Source organism: Shimia sp. MMG029, assembly GCF_027947445.1.
Classification (GTDB): domain Bacteria; phylum Pseudomonadota; class Alphaproteobacteria; order Rhodobacterales; family Rhodobacteraceae; genus Shimia.
Genome location: NZ_JAQJIM010000007.1, coordinates 83079 through 103337, shown reverse-complemented (window position 1 = coordinate 103337; position 20259 = coordinate 83079). Strand labels below are relative to the sequence as shown.

Below are 20259 nucleotides of genomic sequence, written 5' to 3'. Positions count from 1 at the left end.
CCCTGTTCATATCTTCAGCCGCCTGGAAACCCTTGCAGCGCATAGGGTTGCAACTCAGCGGCCGACGGCCTTTCTGGATTGGGCGATTTTGGGCGCACCCTACGCGGCACAACCTTTTTTCCGTCTTCGCCAATCGCACCTGCACATGACGCATGATCCATTTTCGGCTGCACCTGTGCGTCAAGCGTGGAACGATCCACCTCGCCGTCTCTTGGTTCTAGCGTGCTGACGTTAACAAGGTCTTTTTCTGAGGGTGCCTGCGGGACACCCCCCTGTGGCACACCAACAAGCATGGTCACCATGCGTTCAATCAGGGCCGCGCCTCCGCTTGCGCGCCAGGCCTCTTCATCTGATCCGGCATTGATCGCGTCCATGGTGGCAAGCGGGATAATCGCCTCAAACTCCGCGGTGGCTTCTGCTGCAAGACGCGCCAAAACGCGCGCGCGATCACGCTCTGATCTCAATTTGTCAAATTGGGTGACCACCAGATAGTTGGGCCCCTTCACAGTTTCGCTGATCTGTTCCCAAAGCGCAGCCTCCGATTGCCGCCAAGCCTGTGTGGCGTGCGTGCACCACAGCACGCAATCCACCTCTTCCAGGACATCCAACCAAGTTTCGTAGTTGAGATTGGGATCAGAAATCCCGGGAATATCAATCAACTCACAAAGTTTTAGAATATCAGACTCCATGGAGAAGCGGATCAGGTCGGTGCCTTCCATCGGCGCCTCAGTCAGATCAGCACCTTCAAAACGCTCCTCTGACCCATCTTCGCGCAAAAGCACCGCGCCACGCGGGCCATGGGTTACCCAAACCGGTGGCACCCGCGTCGCTGTGATGCGCACCGGCATCGGGTCGCACCCCAACAGAAGGTTCATCAATGTGCTTTTGCCTGCGCTGAACTCGCCCATCAAAGCGATGCGCGGTTTGCGAACAGGTTGCGATGTCACTGGGGTTGCCTGCGGATCTGTCATCACCTTGTCCCTTTTGCCTCAGCGTCCCGTTCTGCCAACAGGCGCTCAAACTCTGTGGTCAGCGTTTGCAGCTGACCACGCTTCTGTCCCTCTGCTCCATTTTGCAGAAGAGAGTCCAATTGTGCGCCTGCCGATGTGGCGCCGATATCTCTGAGTATGTCTGTGTGCTGCTCAAAAAAGCTGTGCAGTTGCGCCTGCGCCAAATCGCGCATCTGGCTGGTCTGCACATCTTTGGCCTGCGTCATGAAGTCTTCGGTTTCCCGCGCAATCAAATTCTGAAACCGCTTGGAAAACGCGTCATATCCGCGAATGCGCGTCCACCAGGAAATCCACCAACCATCGTTGAAATCCAGCGCAATGGTCTGCCCGAGCGTCACCGGAGCAGGCACTTCAGGCAGGTTGGGTGGCGCCATCTGGATGCCTTCAACGGCAGACCCAAAGGCATTGGCGTAAAACACCGCCACATCCGTCATCGCCGCCTCGAAACGCGCCTTCGACATGCTGCGCACCCGCGCCCCAAAAGCCGAATAAGCCGAGCGCAACAGCATGCGCAACCCCACGGGGTCATAGTCCCAAACGACGGCTTTCCCGTAGGCTTCCAGATGCGACAGCAATGAACGCAGCGCGCGGTCAATGAACTTCGCTTGCGCCCGATCTGCACGGATGTGGTAATCCGCAATCGCCGCTGTCAGTTCTTTGTCAAACGCGTCTTTGTGGAACGCGGCAATCGCAGCAAAATCCTCTTGCACGTTGTCTAGTGAAGTGGCCGCTTGCGCGGTTTCACTGGGCTTTATGCGCACCATGCCTGCCGCCACTTCACTGGTCGCCACAGTCAATGCCGCTTTCGCCGTTTTTGTCACGAGTTCTGCGCCCTGCGCCTCGATCACGCGCTCTGATAGGGCGCGATAGAGGTGGCTCATGCCGGAAAGCTCCCAGACCAACTCGTGGGGCGCCATCGGGCCGCTGTCAGGCTCAAGCGCGATCTCGGCCCACTCCAACAGCGCCTGACTGGACACTTTTGGCATGCCTTCAATGTTTCCGCTCAGGGCTTTATTGGCCCAATAGGCACTGCCAAACAGGATATCCACCTCTTCGGGGCCCTGCCGATCACGCAGCGTTTTGCGGATGCTCGCCTCAATCTCTGGCACCTGATTCACCGGATCAGGCAACTCATCAATGCGATTGACAAAAATCACCACATCACGGGACTTTAGGTTGGAAATGAGCCGGATCAACCCCATGTCCACAGAGGTCAAAGCCTGCCCGGCAGAGAGCACCACCACGCAGGTTTTGCTGCTCCTGAGGGCCTGAATGGTGACCTGCTCACGCATCATAAAGGTGTCGTTGACCCCGGGCGTATCTCGCAGGCAAAGCGGCACAGGGATGGTGTCGCAATTCAGATGCAGATCCGCAGAAGACAGAATATCTGCAAAGCGCCCCTGCTCACTGTCATCTGCACCAAAATCGTCACCCATGACGATATAACGCTCAAGCAGATTCTTATCGAAATAGCCGTAGCGATGTGTTTCCCCGAGCAGCAGATCGAATTTCTGACCGAGCCGTTTCTGCGCTTTGGCACGCACTTTTTGAACTTGCTCGCCGATCTTTGCCAGCTCGCTCTCTGCGCCTGCGCGGCTGGCCATTTCTCCGATGCGCCCGCCCTGATTGAGCAACCGGTCCCAGTTCTTTTCCGTCATAAACTGAAACGACGCTCCGGTTTCGGTCGGACGCGAAGCGGGCTTTAGATGCAAAGAAGTCACAACCGACGTCCATGGGTTGACATCAGAGGGCAAAAGATCCGCCCAGCCTGCCATGGCATTGACCAACGTGGTTTTCCCGGATTTGACCTGTCCCAAAACGGTGATTGTCGGCTCAAAAGAGGCCACATCCTTGCGCAACCGCTCGACAGTTTTGCGCGTGTTCTTCCCCGCAACCTCAGAAAGGGCACCAAGCAGAACGTCTAAGCGGTCAAGATCGCGGCCAAGATCCTGCAAGCCTTCCAATCCAGTGCGCAGGTTTGCGATCCGTCGGGAGGATTGGACATTGGGCTTGCCCTCGGGTCGAATTTGCATGTTCATGCGGGGGCCCTCGCGCCGATTTCTTTTTTCAGCTGCAACAGCACAACCACAGAATCTTCAGCCGCCTTGGCATTTTGCTCGACCTGCAAAAGGGTGAGCGTTTCGCCTCCGTCCTGCGCATCCTCCAGCAAGCCTTCAAAGACACCGCCTTCTGTGGCCGCAGCATCAGAAAGCATCTCAGTCAGCCCATTCAACGCAGAAGTGCATCGCGAAACAACAACGTCCGAATTGGGCACTTTGCCCGCATCCAGATCCGCCAGCATCTCTTGTGCAGCGGTTTGCAAATGCGTTTGCAGTTCATCAAGCAGAACCATCTGCTGCTCGCGCGGCGCCTCTGGGGCATTGCGATCGCGCCCGAGCGTTTCTTCCTGCGTTGGCGCGACATCCAGATCGGGCACCTGTGCCAGCAACATTGCTGCTTGATCCAGATCCGCCGAACGTCCTTTCTGAACCTGTGCTTGTACCGCTTCTGACAGATCTCGACCGCCGGAAGCCTCCCATAAGTCGGCTTGAAAATTCTCTGCGCAGCGCGCTTTCAACCCGTGCAGGGTGGCGACAGGATGCAGGCCAAGAAATTCATCCGCAGCGACAGCTTCCAGCTCCGCAATGCGTTCTGAAAGGTCCCCTTTCATGATCTGGCGATCCGCTTTTGTCAGGGCAAGAAAGCTGTGATCTTTCACGGTCTCGGGCAGCGCAGTCCAGATCTCTTGCTCTGCGCGGTCAAAAAGCTCACTACACCAGACGAACACCTGCCCCTTTGCCAAGGCGGTCTCCAGCAGGTCCCGCTGTCGCGTCGGTTCATTGGGCTGAGCAATTTCACAATATCGTTGCGACCGCAGTGTCTGCAACGGCAGCTCATATCTGGCCCAGATCGCGCCTTCCGCCTCTGAGGCGTCCACCGCTGTCCCCCCAAACGCGCGGGTTGTACCGTCCGACCAGCCCAAAGTCAGTTTTGCGCGGTCGCCATATACGACATCGCACATCTCGACGCTTGCCGGAGGCGCAAGCAACTCTCCACCCATCAGCATATTGATCAGGCTAGACTTCCCGCTGCCAGCACGTCCCAACACGACCACGCTCACCGCCTGAGACAAGTGATCCAAAACCTGAAGCCCAAGAGCCTGATGGTGGGCGGGCAAACGCCCCGTTTCCAGCGCAGAGTGTAGCTGTGTCACGATCTGATCTGACTTGGCAGACGTCATTTTGCGACCTTTCGAATGAGCGTAAGCACAGAGCGTTGCACACCATTGCGTGCGTCTCGATCTATCTGCACAACAGTTTTGCATTCCACGCCGCCCCTTTGGGCAGACTCGGTGTGACGGGTCTGTTGTGGTTGCGCTTGCGGCGTAGAAAGCATCGCCTCCGTCGCGCGCGCAGCCTTTATGACACACAATGACAGGTTGTCTTGATCCGGGCAGCCTGCGGCCTCAACTGCGCGCAAAATCGCGTCGCCAATCTGGGCGCCAGACCGCTGCGCATGCGCACACAAAATTTCTGTCAGCGCCGCATCAGAAAGCGTGTGCAAGCCATCGCTTGCCGCCAAAACAATATCCTCGTCATTCAACAACGTGGGCACAGTCCGGCAATCGACTCTGGCAATTTTCCCGCCAGCCAGCACCGAAATCAAGGCGCTGCGATCCGGATGGTTGTCGGCCTCATCCTGTGAAATCTCGCCCCGCGCGCGCAAACCATCTACATAGGCGGCAAAGGAGTGATCTTCGTTCAAGCGATAAAGCTTTTGGCCGCGAAACAAATACAGCGGAGAGTCCCCAACCGACACCCAATAAAGGCGATTTTCAAACAGAACCGGCGCAACAAGCGTTGCTCCCATGCCCTGCGCAGCGCCGTTTTGGGCCTCATACAGATGGATGCAGCGGTTCGCGGCAGTCACCGCATCCCTTAAAATAACACCAATGTCGTGTTCCATTTGTGCCGGAGCCGCCGCAAGCAGCTTCAGTTCGCTGAACATCTCTGTGGCCACAATACCGCTGGCCATGTCGCCGCAAGCATGTCCGCCCATGCCATCAGACAACACCGCAAAGCCAACTGGCGCACCAAGCGGGAAATCCGCAACAACGGTATCTTCCTGCCTGTCACGCGCACCGAGGCTCAGCCCCGTGGCCACATCAAAACAAAGCTCAACCAAGATGCGCAGATCCTTTTTCAGTGTCGCTCCAGGTAAACTCTTCCCCACAAAGCGCCACAAACCGCAGCGTGGTTTCTCCGATCCGAATGAGGCTCTGTGAGGCCAGAACTTCAGTGCTCAGAACCGGTTGTCCGTTCAGACGCACAAGGTTTGCCTTGCCGCCATGGCCGAAAAAGAACCGGCGTTGCTCTCCGTCAAAGGCGATGGCCGCATGGTTCTCGCGCGAAATCGTGTTGTCCCCAAAATCAAGACGCAAGGTCTGCCCTTCACCGCGGCCAATCTGCGTGAGCCCATCGAACAAAGCAAACGACGCCCCTTTGCCTGGCCCATCCACAATCACCAGCCAACCGACCGGAAAACTCGCCTGTGCCGAGGTTGGCGCCTCTGGGGCTTGTGACAACGGATCGGTTGCCTGACTGGAGGGGGCGCTAAAACCCAGTAGCCGGGTTTTGACGCGGCCCTTTGTTCCACGGCCACTTGCGGGTTTGTGTGCGCCCACATTGGCTTGCAACGCTTCAAGGCCAATCTCTGCAAGCGCAGGCTCCCGTGTGACAGGTTGCGAGGGAGGAGCCATTTGCGGTGCTGACTCGGCGGGCGCAGGGGCTGCGGTAGGGATCGCCGTTGGAGCTGGTGTCGGCGCTGCCGCGGTCTCTAGGATTGGCGGGGCCGGTACCGGGTCCGCCGCAGGAACATACCCGCCTGTCATATCCAAATGGCGATGATCAGGCACAGCCACCTTTTCTTCGGCTGCTGAACTGGACGTGCGCGCACCCAGATGTTCCGCGTTCTCAAGGCGATCTGGAGAGACAACTGCTTGCTCCAGCACCAGTGGTGCAGGCGCCTCAGCAACGTGTTCTTCTGACACCGGCGCGTTTGTCTCCGGCGCGTTGTGCAGCGCGCGCTCATCCGCCTGCGTTCCCATCAATGCCGTGATCGCATCCATGTTCACCTGCGGCTCTGGATTTGGCAGCAGGTCTTCGGCGGCGGGCGCTATCGCAGACGCCCGCTCAGCGGCTGCCGGTTGCGCAACAGGCGGCTCAGATTCGAGTGGCGAAGCCACGGTTGCTGCAGATGGGTACGCATGCGCCTCTGCAGCGCTCTCAGTCCGATCCTGCGCGCTCAGGCGCAACGGATAAGACAACGCAGCGGCAGGATCCTGCTCCGCCGCCTGTGTTTTTTCAGCAATAATATCGCGGATGAATTTCATGAGATGTCCCTTCAGATCAGGAATAGACGGGTGTTGGGCGGCGGCCGATCCCCTTTGAGCCGGTCACAAAGCCGCGCAAACAGCGATCCGGTTCCTCTTGGATTTGGTGATGCGGTGGTCTTAGGATCAGTCCCGGCGGCCTGCGCCTTTGGACCATGAAGGAGGGATGGCACCGCTTTGCGTTGACGACGATCACAAAGTCGGTCCTGCTCTTTTAAGTAGGCTTCGACATCGTCGATTGGGTCTCCAAATATATCGACATATTGCTTCGGGCTTTCAGCCACTGACGCAGGAACGCCTGACGCTGGTGTCGGCTGCTGTAACGCCTTGGGCAATCCCGGTGTAAGTGTCTCATTGGTAGCGCTGACCAAAGCACCAATCGTTTCGATCACCGCTGGATCAAACGCAGCCAAGGGTTTGGGGATGGGGCCATCCATGATCGCCAGAAAATCGCCAGCAGAGCGCAGGCGGTCCTGCGGATCAAGCGCCAGTGCACGATCGGTGACAAGCTTCAGGCGTATATCAATGTCAAAATCGGTGGACTCCAGCGGAACATATGGGTCCATGCGACCTTGAGCGATCGTATCAAGCCGCGTCTGCGCATCAGGTGGGGCTTCGCCAGTGAAAATCAAATGGCAAAGCGCCCCCATGGAATACATATCGCTGAAGGATCCCTGCGCACCATCTGCGGTATAGAATTCGGGCGGCGAGTAACCATCCTTCACCGCCAGTAACCGATGACCTTCTCCCTCACTGGCGTCCCCCGCGGAGTACGCCGCGCCAAAGTCAATCAGGGTCACGTCACCCTTGGCGTTCAACAGAATGTTGTCCGGTGCCACATCGCGGTGCAGCACGCCACGATCATGCAGATAGCTCAGCGCTTCCAAAACTTGTCGAAACAGCCCGTCCACGAGTTTGGGTGTCAAGCGGCCGGGCGCATGATCCACCAGTTCATGAATGTCATCGCCTTCCACAAAATCCATCGCCGTATAGGCCGTGCCATTTTCGGCAAATGTCTGATGCACCGAAACAATATTGGGGTGATTGAGGTCAGCCAAACGATGGGCTTCCGCCTGAAACTGCGCCAGCACTGCGGCAAAAAAAGCAGCGCTTTCTGGATCCGCCGGCACAACGCGCGCGCCTTCACGTCGGCAGATCTGGTCCGGATAACATTCCTTGATGACCACCGTCCGATTAAGACTGTCAGACGCCAGATAAGTCAGGCCAAATCCCCCTTGGCCCAGACTGCGCGTGATCCGGTACTGCCCCCTCAGCAATTCGGTCCCCGGAGGGAGCACAGTCAGGGTATCTTCGGCGCAGTCAATCAACGCATGGTCCTCTATCTTTGATACAATCGGGAGGAAATGCAGCTGCACGTACCCACCTGGAAGGCCAAGTTGTGAAGGAAATGTGTTCCGATTGTGGCAACCCTGCGCAACAGGTTTGGCACTCAATTAGGGTTTGAAGAGAATATGTTAGGAACTGCGCAGACTGGGCTCATTGCCCAAGGCATCAAGCTCCTAGAAACCAAAGAACCGGTCCACCCTCACGGGATGAACCGGCTGTAAACACCTGTAATTGCTTACTTAAAGCCCAGCGCCGGTCTTAACGCCCCCAATAGGCCGCCAAATAATGCGCTTTGGCGTTCAGGCCCGCGTCTTTGAAAAAGCTGCGCATTTTTTGCACATCCTGTTTCTCAGCAGCGAACCACAGCATGTGATCGGAGTAAGCTTCGCGCTCTGACAGCGCTAAATCAGCAAGCGACTCCAGCGTCGCGGCGGAATGCCACTCCGGTTTGAGATTCGCATGCAATGGCATAGGATAGCCAGATGAGGCCCCTGCGGCGCTCAAGAGAACAACCCGCCCGGTCGTCTCCTGTGGCAACGTTTCCAACATGCGCGCCACAGCCGGGAAACCCGTGTCATCTGCATAAATCGCAATGGCCGCCACATCAGGCACACCGCCCCCGCCGGGGCCCGTCAGCCCCACCTTCGTACCCGGCACAACAGACGTCGCCCAATCAGTCGTGCGCCCGCCTTCATGCACGAACACATCAAATGTCAGCCTGTTGGTGTCATGATCGATCGAGCGCGCAGTATACACCGGACGGTGCAAGGCTTTCTCACCTTTTGGCCAAACGGAGACCCCTTTTTCATTCACGGCGGGCCATTGCGGCGCATCATCGCCCGCTGGCGGCAGCACAATCCGGAAATGGATCGCCGCATCCGTATAGTTTTTCAGATCATCGGCCTGCACAACAACCCGCATGAAATTGCTGCCAAGTGGCGTTGCGGAAAGCACGGTGACCAGCTGGAAGTTCGGGGGAAACCCGGTGCGTGCCCCCGCATCAGACCAGGACATCTGATCAGCGAGCTCCGGCGCAAAATGGGAGATGCTCTCCTGCAGACTTTCCTTGAGGATAAACAGGTTCTCCTCACTTTGAGAGTGCACTGCCGCCACAACGCCGCCCTCCATCGCATCAAAAATCAACTGGCCATATTCAGTCATCAACGCAACACGGCTGTCCGAGTTTTCGCTCAGTTCAAGGTCATGTTCCTCTGCTTCATGCAACAGCAGGGCCTGTACCGCCGGATAAGCAATGCCCGCCAGCTCGGTTTGCGCCAGATAGGGGAAGGTTGGTTGGTCTGTCATACTGCGGCCTTTCAAGCGGGGATTACATGGGGATGACCATGGACAGGGTCGCTGATCACCGTGCACGGCAGGCCAAACACATCTTGCATCATGGCCGCGTTGACAACCTCGGCTGGCGGGCCCTGAACCTGCACCTTGCCCGCTTTCAGAGCGACAATGTGATCCGCAAAACGCGCCGCCAGATTGATGTCATGCAAGACCATTGCAACCGTACGCCCGGTCTCTTGGTTGAGAGACTTAACAAGATTAAGCAGGTCAATCTGATGCGGCAGGTCCAGATAGGTCGTTGGCTCATCCAGCAACAGAATGTCGGTGTCTTGCGCCAGTGCCATCGCGATCCAAGCCCGTTGTCGCTGCCCCCCAGAGAGCGTTTCAATCGCGCGCTGTGCGTTGTGGGTCATACCTGTCAACGCCAGTGCACGCGCCACCGCCTCTGCATCGGTTTTGGACCACTGCTGCAATGCCGACTGATGGGGGGTCCGTCCGCGACGCACGAGGTCCAACACCGTGTTCCCCTCCGGCGCAGAAGGGGACTGCGGCAACACCGCAAGCGCACGCGCCACATGTTTGGAGCGTTGCTTCGCAATCGCTTGGCCGTCCAGCATGATCTGACCTGCGTCAACCTTCTGCAAACGCGACAGGCTGCGCAACAAAGTGGACTTGCCACAGGCATTTGGGCCGACAATCACCGTGACTTGGCCGTCTGGCAGCGCCAGCGACAAGTCTTGCAATACAGGCGTGTCTCCAAAAGCCACCGAAACGGAGTCGGCGCTCAATCGCACAGATTGATTCATCAAAAATTCCCTTTTCGGTATTGCACGGCCAGCAGCCACAACAGCACAGGTGCGCCGACCAACGCAGTGAAAACCCCAGCCGGCAATTGAATCAAAGGCACTGAGCGCGCCGCCAAATCCGCGGCCATCGTCACAATCGCGCCCACGCAGGCCGCGGTCAGAACAGCTGGCCGCCCGCCGCCCGTCAGACGCCGCGCAATGGGTCCTGCTACAAAGGCAACAAACGGCAGCGGCCCTGCCACGCTGACCGCCAATGCCACCAAAGCAACGCTTGTGCAGGTGATCGCCAGACGCAGCGGGGAGAGCGCCAAGCCCAACCCGATCACGATGTCATCATGCATCGCCATCCGTGCGAGTGGAAACTGCAACCAGCCGACAATCGGCAACAACAGCACCAGACCACCCCAGATCAGCGTCACATCCTGAAAAGAACGCGTGTTCAACGACCCCGTCAGCCAACGCGCCATGTCAGCGGCCACCTGTTCATCAGTCATACTCATCAGGACATCAGCCCCTGAGGCGAGCGTCAGGCTCACGCCAATGCCGACCAGAATGATCCGACCGGTCTGTAGCCCGTGGTGCCAGGCCAAAACAGTCACAAGGCCAGCCGTCGCCAGCCCTCCCATCAGCGCCCCAAACAGAACCATGCTTCCGGTCAAAACAACCGCCAGCAGCGCGCCAAAATTTGCGCCAGCCGTAAAGCCGATCACATCCGGTGAGGCCAGCGGGTTGCGCAGCATGGCCTGAAACATTGCACCCGCCATGCCAAAGGCAGCACCGGCGCCAATGGCGACCAATATCCGGGGCAACCGGTGGTCGCGCACGATCATCTGCTCAATACCGCCGAGTTGTCCGGCAAGCCCTTGCACCACCTGATCAATGCCCAGCGGGTAACTGCCAATACTCAGCGACAAAAGACCAATCACAAGGACCAGCGCCAACAGGCCAAAACCCACCCACACGGCGCGCCGTTCGATGCAGAAAGACATCACATTTGTCCGGATAGAAAGACTCATAGCGCACGTCCCCCACTGCGGCGGACCATGATAACCAGAGCGGGTCCCCCGATCAGCGCAGCCATAACGCCCGCCTGCATGTTCCCGCCAAGCAGCGGCAACCGTCCCACCAAATCTGCGCACACCATCAACACCGCGCCAAGTACGGCAGAAAACGCCACCTGCCAGCGCATATCTTGCTGAGACAGCGGTCGTGCCAGATGCGGCACCATCAAACCGATGAAAGCAATTGGCCCGGCCATCGCAACGGTGCTGGACGCAAGGCACACAATTCCGCCCCCCGTGATCAGCTTGGCCAAACCAACATTGACCCCCAGCCCACGGGCTGTGTCCTCCCCCAGCATCAAAGCGTTCAACAGAAACGCCGCCACAATCGCGATGCCAAAGCCTGTTACAAAGAAGAAAAGCAATCCCTGAACGTCAGCTGCGCTGATACCATCCAGTCCGCCCAACACCCAAAAGCGGTAAACGTCCAAACTTTGCCGGCTCATCAGGAGAACCGCGCGGCTCATCGCAAGGAAAAATGCGGTGATCGCGGCCCCCGCCAGCAACAGCCGCGCCGGGCTGGCCTGCGCGCCGCCGCCCAATGCGAACACAAGGACCGCTCCCACCGTGCCACCAGCCATCGCCACCCAGACAAATTGTCGAGGGTCGCTCCAGCCGAGCGCAAAAACAACGGTCACAACACCAAAGGCTGCACCCGCGTTGATCCCCAACAGACCGGGGTCTGCCAAGGGATTGCGTGTCATACCCTGGATCAGGGCCCCCGCTACGCCCAGTGCGCTGCCCGCAAGGAGCGCCGCCAGCAGGCGAGGAAAACGAATGTCCAACACAACAATCTGCGCAGCGCTGTTCCCATCAAAATTCGTGAACGCGCTCCAAACACTCGGCCAATCAACCGGGCGAAATCCAAGCCGTAGTGACAGAACAGACAGCATTCCGAGGCCGAAAACAGCGAGCAGGAACACAGCCGGACGTCGATCGCGCCTTTCTGGGAGACTTTGGTCCGCCAACATCGTCATTTGGCTTCTCCCGGCAAAATCCCGACTGCTCGAGATGTGGAAACTTCTGTGGCTGGGTCACCATCCATTGCCGCTTCGAGCAAGGGCACCAGATGATCCAGCGTGTAATTGATGCTCAAAGGGCTTGAATGTGAAAACGCGGCCGCCAGCTCTAGCCCCACATAGATCTCTCGCCCTTCCTGATAGGCCCGCATGGTGTGGCGCAAAGGCAGACGGTTCAACCGATCCACATTGCTGCCCGCGTCAATCCAAAGCAGTGCATCCGCATCGATCGGATCCGTGACTTCTTCCGGGATGACTTTGTAAATTGCATCAAACGCCCCGATATCGTTCAGCGCCGGTGGTGCGCGAAAGCCAAGCTGCGCCATGAACTGCATCCGGATGTCATCCGCCGTATAGGCCCCAGTGGTCCCGGACCACACAACGGCAGCCGTTGCATCTTGCCACTTTGGATGCGCCGCGCGGATGTCTGAAAAGCGCCGCTCGATGCGGTCAATTTGTGCCTCCGCATCTTCAGATCGCCCCAGAGCCCGTCCAAGCGTGCGCAGCATCCCGGCCCAGGGAGCCCCATAATCTCCCCACGCCTCTTGCGGGGCGATGGTCGGCGCAATCTGGCTGAGCAACGCATAATCACTCGCTGTCATCCCACTCCACTGCCCAACGATCAGATCCGGCTTCATCGCCGCAATCTGCTCTATATCAATCTCGCCGCGCATCACGATCGGCTGCCCATCGCCCAGCGCCTCTTGTGCCCAAGGCCACACCCCATAGGGGTGCGATCCGTACCACATCCGCAGCGCATAAGGCACAGTGCCCAGAGCCAACAAAAAGTCATGGCCGATGAAGCTCAGCGACACCACCTTTTGCGGCGCGGCCTCTATGCGGGCTGTGCCGTATTTGTGCGAAATCTCCACGGGAAAAGCGCCCGCAGCCAAGAGCTGTGTACTGAAGAGCCCTATCGCCAAAGCAATGGAAAAAACTATGCGCACCTGCCTGCCCTTGTCTTGCATACCCACGTTGCTTGAACGCTTCGAACCTTGGGGCTGGCTGCAGTGTGAGCGATGCTCATCTCAACAGTGGCTGGAGTATTTCGGTAAATTTGTGGGTCTGAGTTGTCAAGAATTGAAAGGGCCAGCCACAGCTTACACGACTGGCCCTCGTTGAACCGCTTAGAATGTTTTGCTGACCGTCAGCATCACATTGCGCCCTTCACCGAAGTAACAGGCGAAAGCACCGCAGCCAGTGATGACACGTTCGTCCGAGAGATTGTTGACGTTAAGCGCCACAAGCCAGTCATTTTTCCGATAGGACACCGCCGCATCAAACAGGGTGTAAGCACCGGTTTTGAACTCGGTTGGCAGACCCGGCAGCGCAACAGGCAGACCAGCTGAACCAAAGGTAGACCCAGTGTAGCGCGCCCCAAGACCAAAGCTCCAGCCATCAAGCTGCTTGGGAGTGTAGTTCACCCATGCTGACGCCAGATGCTCGGGGATACCATCAATGTAGTCCTGAGTGTCTGTTTGCGTATCCAGATAGGTATAGGAGGCCTGAACAGAAAAGTCGCCAAAGCTATGGAAGGCCTCTAGCTCAACCCCTTTGGAGCTCGTTTCACCTGTCTGCACCTGGAAATTCGGGTTCGTCGGATCTCTCTGAAGCAAGTTCGACTTTGTGATGTCAAATGCCGCTGCAGACAACAGAGTGTTTGTACCGGTTGGCTGGTATTTCACACCAACTTCATACTGCTCACCTTCGGTTGGATCAAATGGTCGACCATTGGCATCCGTGCCAAACGCTTCTTGTTGGAAGCTCGTTGCCCAGCTGACGTAAGGCGCCAGCCCGTTGTCAAAGCGATACATCACAGCGGCATTGCCGGTCCATGCGCTGTCCTCTGCACCTGGACGCAAATTGCCATTGGCGGAATCCAGATTTTCGCCAACTTCAACGCGCCCGTAGCGCACACCGAAGTCTACAAACAGGCGGTCATTGATGGTTGCGCGGTTTTGTGAATAGATCCCCCACTCCTTCGTTGTGACCGAAGGGGTGTCAATGATGTCGACATCAATGATGTTACCGTATGTCGGATCAAACGGATTGATCGGTGCGCCGTGGTTGTTTGGGTCAGTGTTGTCCGAGGAGTCTTTGTCAAACTCACCGCGGCTGTAGTTCAATCCGACAATGCTGCGCATCTCGACAGAACCAAGGCTGTATTCCGCCGTGGTGTAGGCATCGGCACCAAAGGTTTTCAGAGAATTGCGCGCCTTGTAGAAGGTGCGGTTGATTGTGCCATCCAGTTTATAGCGACCGAGATAGAGATATTGGGCAAGCGCTGGCAGGTTTGTACGGATATCTGTCGCACCATACCAATAGGCGTGATCATATTCGGCATCAGAGTCAGAGAGACGTGCATTCGCATTCACAGACCATACGTTGTTGAAGCGATGCTTGAAGCTTGCCGACAAACTGGCTGACTCGGAATCGTATCGGTCAAAACCGGGTTCCCCAACATATAGGTCAGAGTCAAACTCGCGCCCAGCGTTGGGTGATGGCACAACAATCGGAGCACCACCGGAAAAGTCAGGAATGACAAAGGCGGATGGCACAGGCTCCAAAGTGCCGATCCAAGAGGCAAACTGCGTCGCTGGGGTCGCACGGCTTCTCTGATAGCTGGCAAGCACCGTCAGTTCGGTATCTTCACTTGGACGCCATGTGAAGGACGGTGCGAGATTGAAGGTGTCGTCCTGTGAAGATGGCAACACATCATCGGAATCACGCAACAGCCCCACAAAACGGTAGCTCAGCGTCCCGCTTTTATTGCCGTTCCCGCTTACGTCCACACCAACTTGCTTGCGATTGTTGCTGCCGAGCTGGAATTGAACAATGTTTGGCGCATCCTGTGCCGATGTCTTGGAAGTGGTGTTGATAACCCCGCCAACAGAGCCGCTGCCGTACAGACCAGAGGCAGGTCCGCGCAGAACTTCAACACTGTTGAGCATGAAAGTCTCAGGGCGCGGTCCATTGTAAAAGTCATAACGTGTCTGCAGACCATCTTGCAGGAAATTGGGGGTGAACCCGCGGACATTTGCCCAATCCGCGCGGTTATCCTGACCAAACAGCCCGGCACGCACACCCGGTGTATAGGCCAGAGTTTCCTCCAGATCACGCGCGCCTCTTTCTTGAATTTGCTCTGTCGTGATCACACTCACAGACCGTGGTGTGTCGATGATCGCATCACCTGTTTTGGCAATCGTACCGGTGTTGAGGGCCACTGGCTCGCCGAAGTATCCTTCAGTATCCGCGCCGGTTACGTTGATATCTTTCAGTTGTGTATCTTGTGCGAAGGCCGGCCATGCCGCAACCAACGCCACGACGGAAACCGCCGCTCGCTGCAAACGCATCTCTTCTGTCCTGTTGTTCCTTGAAGATCCGCCTGGCAAGCCGCTGGGTTAGACCGCGCTATCTCTGCCTTACGTTTTGGTCAAGCAAGCACGCCAAACGCGCGCAACGATGATGCAATAATGCAACCACCAGAAAATCAGCGTGTTTGCAGCTCTAACTGTGCTGCTTTGCAACGGCGCTAGTGCGTCCAGGGCCCACGCCGATTGGTGGCAAAATTCTCACCATATCCACCGGGCCGGATGTTGGGCTTACGTTTTTGCGGCTCGATCACCTGCGCCTCGATGCCATGCTCTCGCGCGTAGGACACCGCTGCCTCTTTACTCTCAAATTTAAGCCGCACTTGAGTTTGCGTATCACCAGATCCAGTCCACCCCATCAGCGGATCAATGTCCTTGGCTTCAGAGGGTCCATACTCCAGAACCCACTGGTGGGTCTTTGCTGTGCCCGACGACATCGCAGTCCGGGCGGGCTGATAGATACGCGCAATCATCGCTTTCTCCTTGGACTGCAAAATGTATCCCGGATTCTGACCATTCAAACAAGTGTCAGATTGGCGCAAGCGCCCACAAACCGGTGATGTGACGAGAAAGATAAGCTTGCAAGCAGTCAGAACGCTCAGTCAGGCTGCGGGGAGCGAGGGGTGTAATTGCAGCTGGACAGTCCGTCCTCCATGACTGCTTGCTCACAATAGCATAGCGAGACCAATGCTTAAGGTGCAAGTGCAGTATATATTTAGTTTCACAAATGCACGGAACCACTTCCCATTATTTCAAAACATATAGAAATTTCTTACCCAAAAGAATGTTGCCCAGATGAACCCTAGGTAAATCAATCCGGCCCGCGCTGCGCAAAGCACTGTGCAGTCATGACCCTTTTCTACACCCGCAAACATACGCGCGGATCACCACGGCGCAGGGCCAGATCCACAGAATGCCTCCAAATGCGCTTTCGCCCTTGCACAGGAACAAAAAGAGACCAAAATCAGGAGCACGATCTGCCCCCCGCGATGGAGTCTCTGATGAGCGACGCTGCTAACGCCCCCCTGCTGAACAGCCCCGGCCCCGAGGCTGTCCGCCGCCCCAAACTTGAGGGCGGCAAGCGGATTGTGATGCACACAGAGTTTGAGCCTGCTGGCGATCAGCCCACAGCGATTGCCGAACTCTCCGCGGGCATCAACGAGGGTGACCGCAATCAGGTGCTGCTTGGCGCAACAGGCACCGGCAAAACCTTCACCATGGCCAAGGTGATTGAGGAAACGCAACGCCCCGCCATTATCCTCGCGCCCAACAAAACGCTCGCCGCCCAGCTCTATGGCGAGATGAAAGGCTTCTTCCCGGAAAACGCGGTCGAATACTTTGTCAGCTTCTATGACTACTACCAGCCTGAGGCCTATGTGCCGCGCAGCGACACCTTCATTGAGAAAGAAAGCCAGATCAACGAACAGATCGACCGCATGCGCCACTCCGCCACGCGGGCTTTGCTGGAACGGGATGATGTGATCATCGTCGCATCTGTGAGCTGCATCTACGGCATCGGTTCGGTGGAAACCTATTCGGCCATGACCCTCGATCTGAAAGCGGGCGGCGAGTATGACCAGCGTCAAGTGATCGCCGATCTGGTGGCGCAGCAATACCGCCGTAATGACGCGGCCTTCCAACGCGGCTCCTTCCGCGTGCGCGGCGACAGCCTTGAAATCTTCCCCGCGCACCTCGAAGATCGCGCCTGGAAGCTCTCCTTCTTTGGCGAAGAGCTGGAAAGCATCACCGAGTTTGATCCGCTGACCGGCGAGAAAACTGATACGTTTGAGCAGATCCGTGTCTATGCCAACAGCCACTACGTAACGCCCAAACCGACGCTCAATCAGGCCATCGTCAACATCAAAAAAGAGCTGCGCCAGCGGCTCGATCAACTGGTAGACGAGGGCAAACTGCTAGAGGCGCAGCGGCTGGAGCAACGCACCAACTTTGATCTGGAAATGCTGGAGGCGCAGGGCTTCTGCAACGGGATTGAAAACTACTCCCGCTACCTCACCGGCCGCGCACCGGGCGAGCCGCCACCCACCCTGTTTGAATTCATCCCTGACAACGCCATTGTTTTTGCCGATGAAAGCCACGTCTCTGTGCCGCAGATCGGCGGCATGTACCGGGGCGACTACCGCCGCAAATTCACGCTGGCAGAACATGGCTTCCGCCTGCCTTCCTGCATGGACAACCGCCCGCTGAAATTTGAAGAATGGGACGCCATGCGCTCTCAATCCGTCTTTGTCTCCGCCACGCCCTCAAACTGGGAGATGGAGCAATCCGGCGGGGTGTTCAGTGAACAGGTCATCCGCCCCACCGGCCTGCTGGACCCCGAGGTGGAGATCCGTCCGGTTGAGATGCAGGTGGACGATCTGCTGGATGAAATCCGTAAAGTGACGCAAGACGGCTTCCGCACGCTGGTGACAACCCTCACCAAACGCATGGCCGAGGACCTCACCGAATACCTGCACGAGCAGGGCGTGAAAGTCCGCTACATGCACAGCGACATCGACACGCTGGAGCGCATCGAAATCCTGCGAGATCTGCGCCTCGGGGCCTTTGACGTGCTGATCGGCATCAACCTCTTGCGCGAGGGTCTCGATATTCCCGAATGTGGCCTCGTCGCCATTCTCGATGCCGACAAAGAGGGTTTCCTGCGCTCAGAAACCTCACTGGTGCAGACCATTGGCCGCGCCGCACGCAACGCCGAGGGCCGCGTGATCATGTATGCCGACCGCATGACCGGCTCCATGGAGCGCGCAATTGGCGAAACCAACCGCCGCCGCGCCAAACAGATGGCCTATAACGAAGAGCACGGCATCACCCCCGCGACGGTCAAAAAGAACGTCGAGGATGTGCTGGCCGGACTTTATCAAGGCGACACAGACCAAAGCCGCGTCACCGCCAAGATCGACAACCCGCTGGCTGGCGGCAATCTGGAGGCCGTGCTCTCCGGCCTGCGCGACGACATGCGCAAAGCCGCCGAGAACCTCGAATTCGAAGAGGCCGCCCGTCTGCGCGATGAGATCAAACGGCTTGAGGCGGTGGACCTCGCCGTGGCGGATGATCCGATGGCCCGGCAATACGCGATCAAGGCTGCCGAGGAAGATGCGGTCAAAAGCCGAGGCCGCTCAACGGCAGGCCGTGCCGGGCAACGTGGTGGGAATGTGAAGCGACGGGGGCGGTAAATGGCGCGTCAAAGGATCACAAAGTCGGATGAAACCGCCGTTTTGCTTCGATCAAGGCGACGTTGCTGTATATGTTATGGAGCCGAAAGAGATGCGGAAATCAAACCCGGACAGATAGCGCATTTAGACAAGGACCACTCTAATTCATCCTTAGAGAATTTGGCCTTCTTATGCCTCGAACATCACGACATCTATGACAGTCGAACAAGTCAGCGAAAAAACTTTACCTTACTGGAAGTAAAAAAGATGCGTGAAGAGCTGTACAAGTTCGTCGCATCACTACAAAAAACGGTCCCGTTCGGGAAAATACAAAATAGTGACGAGCAAATCTTTACACGAAATTTTGTTAGAGCGGGCAATACAATTCAAAGTGCAGAACTGAACATAACTTCTTTGCCCTCCAATGTAGAAGGTTTGACGCGATTGTTAGTAGACGGCTTAGCATTCTTTGGCGAAGACAGTGAACTTGGTCCCAATATCGGGGTTCTCGAACACATCTTAGTTTCTGATGAAGTGCCGAGTACTTTTACCTATTTTGAAACCGGCCACCATCTTAGACTACGTTTCATCAACCAAAGCCAGATAATGCTCGAGGAGAACGCTGACCTCGGCGTCCACGGACTAGGGGTAAATTTTAGCGGTATGTATATTGGTGGAAAGAGCCAACCGTCGGAAAACGAAGTCTAGGACCGTGCCCGACCTCGGTAGGAAGCGAACGCGCCCTCCCGTGGGGGAGGTCGGGCGCGGCATGATGCTCTGCATCATGCTTTTGTGACGCACTACACTCTCGACGCTATGCCACCCACCCCCTAAGCTCGCCACATGCGCTGCCTCATCATCTCCGTCCTCGCCTCCCTCGCGACCCCGGCCTTCGCATGGCAGGCCACCAGTGGCAAAACCTGCACACTGACGCATGAAACCACCGACACGCACATCTACCTCACCTACGACCCAACCAAACCGCTCTACACCCTAGCAATCACCCGCAAGCCTGACCCGTGGCACCCCACCCCATGGTTCGCCATGCGTTTCCTCGGCCCCAATAAGATCACCATCACCACGCCAGAACACGCGCTCTCAGACAACGGCCAAACCCTCAACGTCGCGGACAGCGGCTTTGGCAATGTGCTGGACGGCTTGCAGTTCAATGACACCGCGTTGGCCTTTACCGAGGCCCAAACCGTCGGCGTGTCACTGATCGGCGCCGCGCCCGAAGTGCAGAAATTTCGCGACTGCACCGCAGCGCAACTCTCTTAAGGCCTCCCGCTATCCAATAACACCGCCCCGCTTTTGCCTGTCAGCCCACGCTGCCCCATGGCTCCGCAAAAAACGGAGTCACACATGCACGCAAAAATTGTTCTTGCGGGGATCGCCCTCTCAACCCTCGCCGCTTGCGCCACGCCGCTGGAGCGTTGCCTCAACACAGCCAACAGCCGCGTCACCCATTTGCAAAGCGCGATTGCCACGGCGGACGCCAACATCTCGCGCGGCTACGCCCTGCACAGCTATGAAGAGGCCATTCTGGTGCCGAAAGACTGTCACGACGATGACGGCCGCTGGTATCGCTGCGACGAAGTGGAATATCACACGGTCGAAGTGCCGGTGGACATTGACCTGCGCGCCGAGCGCACCAAGCGGGACGCGCTGCGCCGCGATCTGCGCGCCGCGCGCGCGGATGCGTCCCGCCAATCCGATCAGTGTTTTGCCACTTTCCCAGAAGGCTGACCGCACCGCCGAGATAAAAAGGGGGCCACCGGCCCCCAACTGGT

At 57.4% G+C, this 20259-nt stretch carries 17 protein-coding genes; 4 read left to right on the top strand and 13 right to left on the bottom strand.

Annotated elements, in window-relative coordinates:
• Positions 1-14 precede the first annotated feature (14 nt).
• From PJL69_RS15875 to PJL69_RS15815, 13 genes are all read right to left on the bottom strand, one after another.
• The gene (locus PJL69_RS15875) at positions 15-971 is read right to left on the bottom strand and encodes a dynamin family protein (protein WP_271310534.1); all 957 of its coding nucleotides are present in this window, start codon (positions 969-971) and stop codon (positions 15-17) included.
• Positions 971-3049, bottom strand: coding sequence for a dynamin family protein (locus PJL69_RS15870; protein ID WP_271310533.1), 2079 nt, complete (start codon positions 3047-3049; stop codon positions 971-973). The genes PJL69_RS15875 and PJL69_RS15870 overlap by 1 nt, the downstream gene beginning before the upstream one ends.
• Positions 3046-4251: a GTPase domain-containing protein gene (locus PJL69_RS15865; RefSeq protein ID WP_271310532.1), complete on the bottom strand. Its 1206-nt coding sequence runs from the start codon at positions 4249-4251 to the stop codon at positions 3046-3048. The genes PJL69_RS15870 and PJL69_RS15865 overlap by 4 nt, the downstream gene beginning before the upstream one ends.
• The gene (locus PJL69_RS15860) at positions 4248-5195 is read right to left on the bottom strand and encodes a PP2C family protein-serine/threonine phosphatase (RefSeq protein ID WP_271310531.1); all 948 of its coding nucleotides are present in this window, start codon (positions 5193-5195) and stop codon (positions 4248-4250) included. Before PJL69_RS15860 ends, PJL69_RS15865 begins: the two co-directional genes overlap by 4 nt.
• Positions 5188-6402, bottom strand: coding sequence for an FHA domain-containing protein (locus PJL69_RS15855; protein ID WP_271310530.1), 1215 nt, complete (start codon positions 6400-6402; stop codon positions 5188-5190). Before PJL69_RS15855 ends, PJL69_RS15860 begins: the two co-directional genes overlap by 8 nt.
• An 11-nt stretch (positions 6403-6413) precedes the next feature.
• Entirely contained in the window at positions 6414-7730 is a 1317-nt protein-coding gene (locus tag PJL69_RS15850) for a serine/threonine protein kinase (RefSeq protein ID WP_271310529.1), read from the bottom strand.
• Between the two features lie 277 nt (positions 7731-8007).
• Positions 8008-9054, bottom strand: a complete 1047-nt coding sequence (locus PJL69_RS15845) for a siderophore-interacting protein (RefSeq protein ID WP_271310528.1) — start codon at positions 9052-9054, stop codon at positions 8008-8010.
• Positions 9055-9065: 11 nt separating this feature from the next.
• Positions 9066-9848 carry an ABC transporter ATP-binding protein gene (locus PJL69_RS15840; RefSeq protein ID WP_271310527.1) on the bottom strand — a complete coding sequence of 261 codons (783 nt, stop codon included), beginning with the start codon at positions 9846-9848 and terminating at the stop codon, positions 9066-9068.
• Positions 9848-10864 carry a FecCD family ABC transporter permease gene (locus tag PJL69_RS15835; RefSeq protein ID WP_271310526.1) on the bottom strand — a complete coding sequence of 339 codons (1017 nt, stop codon included), beginning with the start codon at positions 10862-10864 and terminating at the stop codon, positions 9848-9850. Before PJL69_RS15835 ends, PJL69_RS15840 begins: the two co-directional genes overlap by 1 nt.
• Complete coding sequence (locus tag PJL69_RS15830) at positions 10861-11886, bottom strand: FecCD family ABC transporter permease (protein WP_271310525.1); 1026 nt, start codon at positions 11884-11886, stop codon at positions 10861-10863. The genes PJL69_RS15835 and PJL69_RS15830 overlap by 4 nt, the downstream gene beginning before the upstream one ends.
• Positions 11883-12800, bottom strand: a complete 918-nt coding sequence (locus PJL69_RS15825; protein ID WP_271310524.1) for an ABC transporter substrate-binding protein — start codon at positions 12798-12800, stop codon at positions 11883-11885. Before PJL69_RS15825 ends, PJL69_RS15830 begins: the two co-directional genes overlap by 4 nt.
• A 255-nt stretch (positions 12801-13055) precedes the next feature.
• On the bottom strand, positions 13056-15281 hold the full coding sequence (locus PJL69_RS15820) for a TonB-dependent siderophore receptor (protein ID WP_271310523.1): 2226 nt from the start codon (positions 15279-15281) through the stop codon (positions 13056-13058).
• 179 nt (positions 15282-15460) lie between these two features.
• Positions 15461-15772, bottom strand: coding sequence for an ETC complex I subunit (locus tag PJL69_RS15815; protein WP_209098326.1), 312 nt, complete (start codon positions 15770-15772; stop codon positions 15461-15463).
• Positions 15773-16288: 516 nt separating this feature from the next.
• Between PJL69_RS15815 and uvrB the strand changes: the two genes are divergently transcribed.
• The 4 genes from uvrB (at position 16289) to PJL69_RS15795 (ending at position 20215) form a co-directional block, all read left to right on the top strand.
• Positions 16289-18490: an excinuclease ABC subunit UvrB gene (uvrB, locus tag PJL69_RS15810; protein ID WP_441347502.1), complete on the top strand. Its 2202-nt coding sequence runs from the start codon at positions 16289-16291 to the stop codon at positions 18488-18490.
• The gene (locus PJL69_RS15805; protein ID WP_271310521.1) at positions 18491-19177 is read left to right on the top strand and encodes a hypothetical protein; all 687 of its coding nucleotides are present in this window, start codon (positions 18491-18493) and stop codon (positions 19175-19177) included.
• A gap of 135 nt (positions 19178-19312) precedes the next feature.
• Positions 19313-19747, top strand: coding sequence for a hypothetical protein (locus PJL69_RS15800; RefSeq protein WP_271310520.1), 435 nt, complete (start codon positions 19313-19315; stop codon positions 19745-19747).
• Between the two features lie 84 nt (positions 19748-19831).
• On the top strand, positions 19832-20215 hold the full coding sequence (locus PJL69_RS15795) for a hypothetical protein (protein ID WP_271310519.1): 384 nt from the start codon (positions 19832-19834) through the stop codon (positions 20213-20215).
• Positions 20216-20259 lie beyond the last annotated feature (44 nt).